An 11,247-nucleotide genomic window follows, 5' to 3' on the forward strand; every position below is an offset into this window, starting at 1 on the left:
AACGCGCGACCTTGCCAAGGTCGAGACCGCGGGTTCGAGCCCCGTCTATCGCTCTCATCGAAGGATGAAGATTTATAATTTCATAACTGCGGGTGTAGTTCAATGGTAGAACACCAGCCTTCCAAGCTGGATACGTGGGTTCGATTCCCATCACCCGCTTGTGCGATAGTGGCGTAGTTGGTAACGCGCGACCTTGCCAAGGTCGAGACCGCGGGTTCGAGCCCCGTCTATCGCTCTTCGGAACTCTGAGGATGATCAGAGTTCTTTTTTGTTGCGAAAAAATCCTCTGCTTTATTTTTATGCAGCAGAGGATTTTTCGCGTTATGTGTTACTGCGTAGCTTATTCAGTTGTTTCACCCTGATCGATCAGAGTATAGAAGGTCAGAAGATAAAGCCCACATAAGCCTACAAGTCCGTAGATGATCCGGGAGAGCCAGCTCATGCTTCCGAACAGGAATGCTACCAGATTAAAATTAAAGAAGCCGATCAGACCCCAGTTTATGGCACCGACCACAGCAATGGTCAGGGTGAAGTACTGCAGACATTTATTTGACATAAGTCACCATCCTTTCGTTATACAGGAAATAGTTTTTCATAGAATCGAAAAAATATACACAGGAATGAGAAAAAGAAAAACGGAAATTTCTGCCAGCCATGAAAAAATCATGAAGGAGAAATTTCCGTTTTCCTTTCATATGCAAGATAAAATGTAAATTTCCGGTTTATCGAATTTGGATCGTAAATATCCGCCAGGCGATTCCGATATCTTACTTCAGCTTCAGAATCTGAGAGGTTGTCTGTCCGCCGCTTACATTCAGAGTTTCTTTGCCCTGAAGCGTTACATCACTGGTAGTATCCTTCAGAAGAAATACCTGGCATACAGTGACGGTTTTTCCGGGATCAATGGTGCTCATGTAGTTATCTACAGCATCATCGCTGGCTTCCGGATAAGTTCCTTCCAGAACTTCTCCGTTCTGGGAAGCCTGTAGGGTGAAGTCTACAAATGCACTGGACTGGGAATCACCGGAGTTTGTATAGTCGTAGTAGATCATCAGACAGGGATTTCCGCCGTAGTCCTTGGAAATCGCAAACTGTTTGAAACGGACGGAGAATTTGTCAGTTGTAATATCAATGGATGCACTTGTGCCCTCAGCAGAAGCCGTGCTGTCTGGGGTGGAAGAATCCTCTGCAGCGGCAGAACTGCTATCTGTGCTGTCATCCGTAAGCTGGGATGATATTTCGTCTTTTACGCTTTTGAAGTTTGCACACATAACCTTGACTGTGGTGTCATCCAGAGAAACGATCTTCCAGTCGCTGCCGATTTTGATCAGAGGATAGGTAATATCGATCTCACTGTATTTCTCATCAGCTGTGGAAGCATTTTCGGCAAGAAGTGCAGCGAGCATTTCCTGGATATCATCCTGTGTCATTTCCTTTCCGGCATAGGCTGCGACAGCAACCTTACGGGTGTATTCCTGAATAGTTGCTGCATAGATATTGGTTCCGTCAATATATTTCATGTGAACCGTTATCCTGGCAGTTCCGTTCTGGATGTCAAATTTGTTTTTGGTGATCTTGTAGGTCATTTTTTTGTTGACGGTAGTGAAGAAATCTGTGTAAGCAGAATCACGGATATCTGCATCATCCAGAGCACTGAGATCATGACTCTGGAGAAGGTTCTCCATTGTGGTAAAATCCATGTTCTGCATGCCTGTGAGAAATTCTTCTGTGGCTTCTACCGGTTTATGGCGCTGCATCATATACCAGGCGGTTCCGCCGGCTGTGGCAGCGATCAGAAGGATGATCAGACAGATCACGAGAGGCTTTTTGCTTTTTTTCTTTCTGTGGGGAGTGTCGCCTTCAAAATCATTGGAGATCAATGATCTGGAGAGCTCATCGTCATAAAAATCATTATTGTCTTCTGTATTCATTATTCCTCCTTACAATAAGTCATTCTGGTTTTCGGGTGGGTAAGTCAGAGGATATCTGTTTGCATTTGCGGGCAAACAGCATCACCCTATGTTACCGTAACGATTATATCATAGGTTTACTGTTTGAGAAACCCCCTGTGTTATGATATACTGGAAGACACAGAAAAAGTGGTTGAGTACAGGTGACAAAGCGGAATGCGAATGCCCGCTTTATGCAGCAGAAAAGGTGAGGTGAAATATATGTTACGGACAATTCAGTATTCATTTCCTTCAAAAGCAGACGGATTGGAAATTTCCTGCTTAGCAGTAGTGCCGGAGTTGGAACGTAATGAGAAATACCGTGGGATCATACAGATCGTTCACGGAATGAGTGAGTACAAGGAACGCTACATTCCTTTTATGGAATATATGGCAGAGCGAAAATATATAAGTGTGATCCATGATCACCGTGGCCATGGGAAAAGCGTACGCAGTAAAGAGGATCTTGGGTATATGTACGGTGGTGGGGCGGATGCCATGCTGCAGGATATCCATACGGTGAACTGCTTGATCAAGGATCATTTCCCGGGTATTCCGCTGATCCTTTTCGGACACAGCATGGGCTCTCTGGCAGTTCGTGCCTATGCAGCTCATCATGACAGCTGTATGGATATGCTGATCGTCTGCGGCTCACCCAGCTATAATGTATTTCGTCCGGTCGGAGTAGCTCTGGCAAAGGCGGGAAAGACTGTTTTCGGGCCTAAACACAGTGCGGGTCTGATCGAGATGATGTCTTTTGGAAGCTATGCAATGCACTTTAAAAAAGAAAAAAACCGTTTTTCCTGGATTTGCTCTGATCCGCAGGTTGTGCAGGATTATTCGGATTCAGAATACTGTGGATTTACATTTACGGATGATGCATATCTGGCACTTTTTGACCTGATGAAAAGAGCCTATGATGTGAAGCACTGGAAGTGTACAAAGCCGGAAATGCCGGTGCTGTTTATCAGTGGGGCGGAGGATCCCTGCATGGGAAATGTGAGACAGTTTGCGAAGGCTGTCCGTGCTATGCGTTGTGCAGGATACCGGGATGTCCGGGGAAAATTATATCCGGGAATGCGCCACGAGATCCTGAATGAGAAAGACAGGGAAAAGGTTTATCATGATATATTTACATATATCTGCAAAAAAGGACTTTGAACGCTCTGTGACAGAGTGATATAATAAAAATCTGAGTGCTCCTGCAGACATCTGTGAGAGGGCGCAACTACTGAGAAAACAGGAGGATTCGTAAATTATGAGAGCAAGTGGGATTTTACTTCCAGTGTCCAGTCTGCCATCGAAATATGGGATCGGATGCTTTTCTGAGGAAGCATATGAGTTTGTAGACCAGCTGGCAAGAGCAGGACAGAAATACTGGCAGATTCTTCCTCTCGGACCTACCGGATATGGAGATTCACCATACCAGTCTTTTTCTACCTTTGCGGGAAATCCGTATTTTATTGATCTGGAGGCTTTTGTAAAAGAGGGATATCTGGATAAAAGTGATTGCGAGGACTGTGACTGGGGTACAAACGAGAGCTATGTGGATTATGAGAAGATTTATAATTCCAGATTTCGGCTTTTGAGAAAAGCCTTTGAAAATTATGACTGTGAGACAGACCAGGAGTACCGTAAGTTTGTAAAAGAAAATGCTGCTTGGCTGGAAGATTACAGCCTGTATATGGCAATCAAGGACAGCCTGAATGGGATCAGCTGGATCGAATGGCCTACGGAACTTAAAAACAGAGAAAAAGCTGCATTGGCTGAAGAAAGAGAGAAGCTTGCAAAAGAAGTGGGATTTTACTGTTTCCAGCAGTTCTGCTTTTTTAAACAGTGGACAGCACTGAAAGCTTATGCAAATGCTAAGGGAGTGGAGATGATCGGAGACATCCCGATCTACGTTGCGTTTGACAGTGCGGATGCCTGGGCACAGCCGGAATTGTTCCAGTTTGATAAGGAAAATATTCCGATCGGCGTTGCCGGATGTCCGCCGGATGCTTTTTCCGCCACAGGGCAGCTCTGGGGAAATCCGCTTTATGACTGGGAATATCACAAGAAAACAGGCTATGCATGGTGGACACGCCGAATGGCAAATTGTATGAAGCTTTATGATGTGGTAAGGATCGACCATTTCAGAGGCTTTGATGAGTATTATTCCATTCCGTACGGAGATAAAACTGCCCAGTTCGGTCACTGGGAAAAGGGACCGGGAATGGATCTGTTCCGTGCGCTTGAAAAGAATCTTGGAAAGCTGGATGTGATCGCAGAGGATCTTGGTCTCCTTACAGACAGTGTGATCGAGATGGTGGAAGAATCCGGATTCCCGGGAATGAAGGTATTGCAGTTTGCTTTTGACGAGAATGAGGACAGTCCGTATCTGACGCACAGATATGAAAGGAATTGCATTGTTTACACAGGTACTCATGACAATGAGACAACAAGAGGATGGTTCCGCAATCTGAGCCAGCATGACCGAAATTTTGCCAGGGCCTATATTGGCTGTGAGGGCAAGCATGAGACTGCGGCAGTGTGGAGCATGATACGTGCGGCGATGTCCAGTGTTGCAGATCGCTGTGTGATCCCGGTACAGGATTATCTCTGCCTTGGAAATGAGGCAAGGATCAATGAACCGTCAACTCTTGGTGACAACTGGAAGTGGCGTATGAAAAAAGGCCAGCTCAATGAAACAATTATTCAGAAGATTTATAAAATGACAAAGCTTTATGGAAGACTTGTAAAAGAAGAAACGGAAGAGAAGGAAAAAACAGAAGCTGACAGGGAAAAGATATCTGACAAATAGAGAAATATAAGGATATCAGAAAGGACAGAAATACATCATGGAAGAACAGAAAAGAGAAAATAAGGAAGAGCTGCAGCAGGAAACTGCTGAGGAAAAGAATTCCGGACAGGGAAATTCTTCCACAAGAAGCAGTCTTCTGTGGATCTTTGCAGGAGGCTATCTTGTGTATACAGGATATCGTCTCTGCGCCAGTGTCATAAGCGGAGCAGAAGACTCCGGTGTGGTATTTCTGGCAGCGGGAGGTATTTTTGTTGTGATCGGAGCAGTGCTTTTGATCATGGCGATCCGTAATCTTGCAAAGGCTGGCGCACAGAAACATGAGCTGGAAGAAGCTGCTGCGAAAAAAGCGGCAGAGGAAGCTTCTCAAAATCCGGAAAACGTGGCAAAGAAAAAAATGTCAATTGCGGAGCGGGCGCATCTTGCGGAAAATCTGGATGACGCACCGGAGGAGAAAGACGAAAAATAAAACTGGATGCAGGTGAGAGTAAAATGCCTGCTGAGATATGACGATTAGTAATAGCAAAAACGGAACATCATAAGGCCAAAAAATCCTTATGTATGTTCCGTTTTTTAGGTCAGGCAGATCACAAAACAGTTATCTGCGTCTTTGCGCGTTTCTGCGCTTTTTTCGAGATTTTTTTCTGTTGGGGGTATGTAAGGTAGACCAGCAGAATGCCTGTACCAGCAAAATTCCGATCATTGCTCCGCAGCTGTCGATCCCTACATCCCTTACGGAAGGTCCGCGGGCCTCTACAAAAGACTGGTGGTATTCATCCAGTCCGGCAAATCCCACACATACAAATCCGGCAAGAAGCATCAGCCAGATTCCCCGAACTCCGTATACATAGAGGGGGAAGGAAATAGATATGGCCAACAGGCAGTATTCTGTCATGTGAGCAGCCTTACGGACATAAAATTCGATACCGGAAGCTTCCTGGGAAAGCTGTTCCAGGCTTTTGCCGGAAGCTAATATTTCGTTTTTGGTTTCTACGATCTGGTAGCTGATCTTGTAGCTCAAGGCACCGGAAACATCTCCGGTCTGTGCGGAAAAAGAGTAGATCACGCACATCATCAGGATCGTAGGTGCAAAAGAAAAAGGTTTTAATAATGTAATCAGTATTTTCATGGCTCTTAATATAGCACTCCCGCATGGAAAAGTCCAGAAAAATACAGAAAAAGAACAGGGAAAAGGAAAAACAGGGAGAGAAGGTTAAATGGGAAGTGGACAGTAAGGACTGAAATGTGTTAGAATATAAAATAAATTTCAGGGGCATTTTTAAGAAAAAAAGCAGCCCGGGATCGAATAGAAGAAAATTACAGGAGGAAATCAACAAATGAGTCTTGCAGATAATATATTCATTGACATGTGCAAAGATGTCATAGAAAACGGAACCAGCACAGAAGGTGAGAAGGTACGTCCTGTGTGGGAGGATGGAACTCCGGCTTATACCATCAAGAGATTTGGTGTTGTGAACCGTTATGATCTCCGGAAGGAGTTTCCGGCACTGACTTTAAGAAAAACAGCGTTAAAGAGTGCAATGGATGAGATTCTATGGATCTGGCAGCAGAAATCCAATAATATCCATGATCTTCACAGCCACATCTGGGACAGCTGGGCAGATGAGAACGGTTCCATCGGAAAAGCCTACGGCTATCAGTTAGGTGTGAAGCATCAGTATAAAGAGGGAATGATGGATCAGGTAGACAGAGTTCTTTTTGATCTTAAGAACAATCCGTACAGCAGAAGGATCATGACCAATATTTATGTACATCAGGATCTCCACGAGATGAATCTTTACCCATGTGCCTATTCCATGACTTTCAATGTAACCAAGGAACCCGGAAAAGACAAGCTGGTCCTTAATGCGGTGCTGAACCAGAGATCTCAGGATATCCTGGCTGCAAACAACTGGAATGTGTGTCAGTATTCTCTTCTTCTCATGATGATCGCACAGGTCTGCGATATGGAAGCCGGAGAGCTTGTTCATGTGATCGCAGACTGCCATATTTATGATCGTCATATTCCGGTAATTAAAGAACTGATCTCCAGAAAACCGTATCCTGCACCGACAGTAAAACTGAATCCGGAGATAAAGGATTTTTATAAATTCACCACCGATGATCTGATCGTGGAGAATTATGAGACATGGCCACAGATCAAAAATATTCCCATTGCAGTATAATTGCATAAAGAAAGAAAGGAAGAAAGAATGAATATTATTGTTGCAGCAGATAAAAACTGGGGAATCGGAAGAAATAATGAACTTCTGGTAAGTATTCCGGCAGATATGAAGATGTTCCGTGAGGAAACTACAGGAAAAGTGGTTGTTATGGGAAGAAAAACACTGGAGTCTTTTCCAAACGGACTTCCTCTGAAAAACAGAACCAACATTGTGATCACCGGCAACCGGGATTATCAGGTAAAAGGTGCGGTGATCGTTCACAGCATCGAGGAAGCACTGAAGGAAGTGGAGAAATATCCGGCAGAGGATGTGTACTGTATCGGCGGAGACAGTATTTACAAACAGATGCTCCCGTACTGTGATACAGCTCATGTGACAAAAATCGATTTTGCATATGAAGCGGATGCGTATTTTCCAAACCTGGATGAGGACCCGGACTGGGAGATCACAGCGGAGAGTGAAGAACAGACATACTTTGATCTGGAATATGCGTTTGTGAAATATGAGAGAAAAGATAGATAATGTGAGCACAGATCATAAAGCAGAATGAGACTGCCCGCTTTGTACAGAAAAACAATGAAGAAATAATAAAAAAACAGACCACCGAAAAAAATACGGCGGTCTGTTTTTTGGTGCTTAATGTTATGTATAATGACGAAAATCCGGTAATTACTCGATTACGTGGATCCATCCCTTCGGTGCTTCGATGCGTCCCATCTGGATACCGGTCAGTGTGTCGTACAGCTTCTGGATGACCGGACCCATCTTCTCCATTCCGCTTGGGAAGCAGATTTCTTTGCCGTGATCATTGATCTTTCCGACAGGAGAGATAACTGCAGCAGTACCGCAAAGACCACACTCTGCAAAATCTTTAACCTCATCGAAGTAGACCTCACGCTCTTCAGCTTCCAGTCCAAGGTACTCCTTTGCAACGTAGATCAGAGAACGACGTGTGATGGAAGGAAGGATGCTGTCAGACTTCGGTGTTACAACCTTGCCGTCTTTAGTAACGAAGATGAAGTTTGCTCCGCCTGTCTCCTCAACTTTTGTACGAGTCTTGGGATCAAGGTACATGTTCTCATCAAAGCCCTGTTTGTGAGCATCTACGATAGCATGAAGGCTCATTGCGTAGTTCAGGCCAGCCTTGATGTTACCGGTTCCGCAAGGTGCGGCACGGTCATAGTCGCTGACACGGATCGTGATCGGTTTGGCGCCGCCTTTAAAGTACGGACCAACCGGTGTTGTAAGGATACGGAACTGATATTCGTCAGCCGGTTTAACACCGATCACGGCGTTGGAACCAAACATGTACGGGCGAAGATAAAGTGTTGCGCCGGAACCATATGGCGGAACCCATGCAGCATTTGCCTTAACAACCTGCTCAACAGCGTCGATAAATCTTTCCTTCGGGAATACCGGCATTTCAAGTCTTGCTGCAGATGCAGCCATACGCTCTGCGTTCAGGTCAGGACGGAAAGTAACGATATGTCCGTCTTCTGTTGTGTATGCCTTCAGACCCTCGAATACACTCTGAGAATACTGAAGCACACCAGCACACTCGTTGAGTACGATATTAGGGTCTGTGCTTAAAGTACCCTCATCCCATTTTCCATCTTTAAAATTAGACACGTATCTGTAGTCGGTTGGCATGTAAGCGAATCCGATGCTGGACCAGTCGATGTTCTTTTTTTCCATAACGATTCCTCCGTTTACAATTTTTACTTTTTACCATTGTAAAACTTTTACGTGATGACTTCAATAGTTTTTTCTTCCTTTTTTTCATTTGCTTGTAATTTTAATATGATTTCGATATAATAAAAATTATCTATGGACTGGAGGGAAAAATGGACAATCACGAATTTGAAGACCTTGGAAAAAAGATTCAGGATATTGTAGATAATGCAGTGAATTCAAACAGCTATCACGAATTAAGCCATACGATCAACCAGACAGTAAATAAGGCCATTGATTCCGGAAGCGAAGCGCTGAAAAATGCGCTGAATTCCGTGTTTGATCCGGGTGCTGATCCGGAATTCCGTAAGAAAAGCTATACATACCAGAGCCCTTATTACGGAAGAAGCAGAAAAGCAAAGCAGCAGGCTGCAAGGAAACAGTCGGAACTGCTCTACGGAAAGACTACCGGTGAGAATCTCAAAGGCATGATGATGGCAGTTTCCGGTGGGATACTTTTAAGTGGCATGGGGCTTGGAGCCATGGTGCTTCTGATCTGGATGGGCATTGGACACAGCGGTGCACTTGCAGCAGGTGTGCTTGGAGTGATGTGTGCAGGCGCAGCAGGTGGCGGTGCTCTTTTGGGAGCAGGAACAAGCCGTCTCGGAAGACTGGGACGTTTCCAGAAATATATCCGTGCGCTGGGAGACCACACCTACTGTAATTTTCAGAAGCTTGCCCAGGCAGCAGGAAAGAACGAGAAATTTGTAAAAAAAGATATCAGCAGAATGATCCAGAAGGGCTGGTTTCTGGAAGGCCATGTGGATGAGCAGGGAACCTGTCTGATCACCAGTAATGAGACCTATCAGCAGTATCTGGAAACACAGAAGCAGCTGGAACTTCGTAAACAGGAAGCAGATCCTAAGGTTCAGCTGGAGGAGAACATGAGTCCGGAAGCCCAGGAAGTCCTGAGAAAAGGAAATGAATTTCTTGTAAAGATCCGTGAGAGCAATGACGCCATTCCCGGGGAAGAAATTTCCGCAAAGATTTCCAGGATGGAAATGATCGTTCAGAAAATTTTTGAGCGTGCAGGAGAGCATCCGGAGGTGATTCCGGATCTTAAGAAAATGATGGATTACTATCTGCCCATGACTGTGAAGCTTCTGGATGCTTATGAGGATATGGATGGACAGCCTGTACAGGGCGAGAATATCACGGCTTCCAAGAAAGAAATTGAAGAAACCATTGATACACTGAATATTGCTTTTGAGAAACTTCTGGATTCCATATTCCGGGATACCGCATGGGATGTATCCACCGATATTTCTGTGTTGCATACAGTTCTGGCACAGGAAGGGCTGACAGAGGATGATTTCGAAAAAATGAAACAGAATGCGGAAATGAAATAAGTACAACGAGCAGATCAGAAGCTGGAATACAGACATCTGCCGGAAGGTACAGTTGATCAAGGAGAATGCTTATGGGAGAAGAATTTAAAGACTTTGAGGTAGAAGCACCGGTGCTGACTTTGGAACCGGATCTCACGGAAGAAAAAGAAGAAATTGCAAAAAAAGAACCGGAGAAACCCCAGGAGCCTGCAGTAGAGGAACCGGTGTTATCTCCCCAGGAACAGAAAATCGTAGAAGATTTTGCAGCAAAGATCGATATTGAAAATACAAACCAGATCCTGCAGTACGGAGCCGGCACTCAGAAGAAGATGGCAGATTTTTCTGATGCAGCGCTGGTAAATGTGAAGACACAGGATCTTGGGGAGGCAGGAGAGCTTCTTGCAAATGTGGTAGGAGAATTGAAGGATTTTGATGCCACAGAGGAAAAGGGATTTTTCGGCTTTTTCAAAAAACAGACAGCGAAGGTGGAAACTCTGAAAAACCGTTACACAAAGGCCGAGGGAAATGTGACGAAGATCACGGAAGCTCTGGAGCAGCACCAGATGCGTCTGATGAAAGATTCTGCCGTGCTGGATAAAATGTATGAGCAGAACCTTGCATACTTTAAAGAACTTTCCATGTACATTCTTGCGGGTAAAAAGAAGCTTAGGGAAGTCAGAGAAGGCAAGCTCAACGAATTGCATCAGAAGGCAGCGGCAAGCGGACTTCCGGAAGATGCACAGGCTGCCAATGATCTGGAAAGCAAATGTGACCGCTTTGAGAAAAAGCTTCATGATCTGGAGCTTACCAGAACCATTTCTATGCAGACTGCACCGCAGATCCGCATGATCCAGAACAATGATACGACGATGATCGAGAAGATCCAGACAACCATTGTAAATACCATTCCTCTCTGGAAAAGCCAGATGGTGCTGGCTCTAGGGATCGCGCACTCCACAGAAGCCGCACAGGCACAACGGCAGGTTACGGATTTTACCAATGAACTTCTGAAGAAAAATGCGGAAACGCTTCACCTGGCATCTGTGGAAACTGCAAAGGAATCCCAGCGTGGTATTGTAGATATTGAAACTCTGAAAAAAACCAATCAGGAACTGATCCAGACACTGGATGATGTGATGAAGATCCAGCAGGAAGGCCGTGAAAAACGTCAGGCAGCAGAGGCAGATATGAGACGTATGGAAAACGAACTGAAAACAAAGCTGCTGGAGATCCGACGTTAGGAGTAAGAGTAA

General features: G+C 44.9%; 11 protein-coding genes and 2 tRNA genes. 9 read left to right on the plus strand and 4 right to left on the minus strand.

The window, feature by feature from the left end:
• Window positions 1–88 precede the first annotated feature (88 nt).
• Both LI091_RS12240 and LI091_RS12245 read left to right on the plus strand, forming a co-directional pair.
• Window positions 89–159: transfer RNA gene (locus LI091_RS12240), tRNA-Gly, on the plus strand.
• A gap of 3 nt (window positions 160–162) precedes the next feature.
• A tRNA-Gly gene (locus LI091_RS12245) sits at window positions 163–235 on the plus strand.
• A 105-nt stretch (window positions 236–340) separates the two neighbouring features.
• Here the strand turns inward: LI091_RS12245 and LI091_RS12250 are convergent.
• Together LI091_RS12250 and LI091_RS12255 are read right to left on the minus strand one after the other, a co-directional pair.
• Entirely contained in the window at window positions 341–556 is a 216-nt protein-coding gene (locus LI091_RS12250; RefSeq protein ID WP_015524323.1) for a DUF378 domain-containing protein, read from the minus strand.
• Window positions 557–767: 211 nt separating this feature from the next.
• A complete protein-coding gene (locus LI091_RS12255; protein WP_242872605.1) occupies window positions 768–1,931 on the minus strand; it encodes a DUF5067 domain-containing protein in 1,164 nt (387 codons plus the stop codon).
• 240 nt (window positions 1,932–2,171) lie between these two features.
• Here LI091_RS12255 and LI091_RS12260 point away from each other — a divergent pair, with 240 nt between their 5' ends.
• The 3 genes from LI091_RS12260 to LI091_RS12270 all read left to right on the plus strand — a co-directional run bounded on the left by LI091_RS12260 (window position 2,172) and on the right by LI091_RS12270 (window position 5,218).
• Window positions 2,172–3,110 (plus strand): alpha/beta fold hydrolase, encoded by a 939-nt coding sequence (locus LI091_RS12260; RefSeq protein ID WP_092071513.1) that lies wholly within the window; start codon window positions 2,172–2,174, stop codon window positions 3,108–3,110.
• Window positions 3,111–3,207: 97 nt separating this feature from the next.
• A complete protein-coding gene (gene malQ / locus LI091_RS12265) occupies window positions 3,208–4,752 on the plus strand; it encodes a 4-alpha-glucanotransferase (RefSeq protein WP_118609046.1) in 1,545 nt (514 codons plus the stop codon).
• A 37-nt stretch (window positions 4,753–4,789) separates the two neighbouring features.
• Window positions 4,790–5,218 (plus strand): hypothetical protein, encoded by a 429-nt coding sequence (locus LI091_RS12270; protein WP_237972627.1) that lies wholly within the window; start codon window positions 4,790–4,792, stop codon window positions 5,216–5,218.
• A 129-nt stretch (window positions 5,219–5,347) separates the two neighbouring features.
• On the opposite strand, the gene LI091_RS12275 is transcribed toward LI091_RS12270, so the two are convergent.
• Complete coding sequence (locus LI091_RS12275) at window positions 5,348–5,878, minus strand: VanZ family protein (protein ID WP_265191193.1); 531 nt, start codon at window positions 5,876–5,878, stop codon at window positions 5,348–5,350.
• Window positions 5,879–6,086: 208 nt separating this feature from the next.
• Here LI091_RS12275 and thyA point away from each other — a divergent pair, with 208 nt between their 5' ends.
• Both thyA and LI091_RS12285 read left to right on the plus strand, forming a co-directional pair.
• Entirely contained in the window at window positions 6,087–6,935 is an 849-nt protein-coding gene (gene thyA, locus LI091_RS12280) for a thymidylate synthase (protein ID WP_059085424.1), read from the plus strand.
• Between the two features lie 27 nt (window positions 6,936–6,962).
• Complete coding sequence (locus LI091_RS12285) at window positions 6,963–7,457, plus strand: dihydrofolate reductase (protein WP_015524334.1); 495 nt, start codon at window positions 6,963–6,965, stop codon at window positions 7,455–7,457.
• 147 nt (window positions 7,458–7,604) lie between these two features.
• On the opposite strand, the gene LI091_RS12290 is transcribed toward LI091_RS12285, so the two are convergent.
• Window positions 7,605–8,630 (minus strand): branched-chain amino acid aminotransferase, encoded by a 1,026-nt coding sequence (locus LI091_RS12290; protein ID WP_059085425.1) that lies wholly within the window; start codon window positions 8,628–8,630, stop codon window positions 7,605–7,607.
• A 149-nt stretch (window positions 8,631–8,779) separates the two neighbouring features.
• Here LI091_RS12290 and LI091_RS12295 point away from each other — a divergent pair, with 149 nt between their 5' ends.
• Window positions 8,780–10,015 (plus strand): 5-bromo-4-chloroindolyl phosphate hydrolysis family protein, encoded by a 1,236-nt coding sequence (locus LI091_RS12295; protein WP_129975631.1) that lies wholly within the window; start codon window positions 8,780–8,782, stop codon window positions 10,013–10,015.
• A 71-nt stretch (window positions 10,016–10,086) separates the two neighbouring features.
• Window positions 10,087–11,235 (plus strand): toxic anion resistance protein, encoded by a 1,149-nt coding sequence (locus LI091_RS12300; protein WP_059085427.1) that lies wholly within the window; start codon window positions 10,087–10,089, stop codon window positions 11,233–11,235.
• Window positions 11,236–11,247: the final 12 nt, after the last annotated feature.

This window comes from Blautia sp. MSK20_18, assembly GCF_020553125.1.
Taxonomy (GTDB): domain Bacteria; phylum Bacillota; class Clostridia; order Lachnospirales; family Lachnospiraceae; genus Blautia_A; species Blautia_A fusiformis.

Coding starts and splice junctions, on each gene's coding strand:
- thyA (WP_059085424.1), top strand. CDS start 6,087: ATGAGTCTTGCAGATAATATATTCATTGACATGTGCAAAGATGTCATA.
- LI091_RS12275 (WP_265191193.1), bottom strand. CDS start 5,878: ATGAAAATACTGATTACATTATTAAAACCTTTTTCTTTTGCACCTACG.
- LI091_RS12295 (WP_129975631.1), top strand. CDS start 8,780: ATGGACAATCACGAATTTGAAGACCTTGGAAAAAAGATTCAGGATATT.
- LI091_RS12250 (WP_015524323.1), bottom strand. CDS start 556: ATGTCAAATAAATGTCTGCAGTACTTCACCCTGACCATTGCTGTGGTC.
- LI091_RS12285 (WP_015524334.1), top strand. CDS start 6,963: ATGAATATTATTGTTGCAGCAGATAAAAACTGGGGAATCGGAAGAAAT.
- LI091_RS12270 (WP_237972627.1), top strand. CDS start 4,790: ATGGAAGAACAGAAAAGAGAAAATAAGGAAGAGCTGCAGCAGGAAACT.
- LI091_RS12300 (WP_059085427.1), top strand. CDS start 10,087: ATGGGAGAAGAATTTAAAGACTTTGAGGTAGAAGCACCGGTGCTGACT.
- LI091_RS12290 (WP_059085425.1), bottom strand. CDS start 8,630: ATGGAAAAAAAGAACATCGACTGGTCCAGCATCGGATTCGCTTACATG.
- malQ (WP_118609046.1), top strand. CDS start 3,208: ATGAGAGCAAGTGGGATTTTACTTCCAGTGTCCAGTCTGCCATCGAAA.
- LI091_RS12255 (WP_242872605.1), bottom strand. CDS start 1,931: ATGAATACAGAAGACAATAATGATTTTTATGACGATGAGCTCTCCAGA.
- LI091_RS12260 (WP_092071513.1), top strand. CDS start 2,172: ATGTTACGGACAATTCAGTATTCATTTCCTTCAAAAGCAGACGGATTG.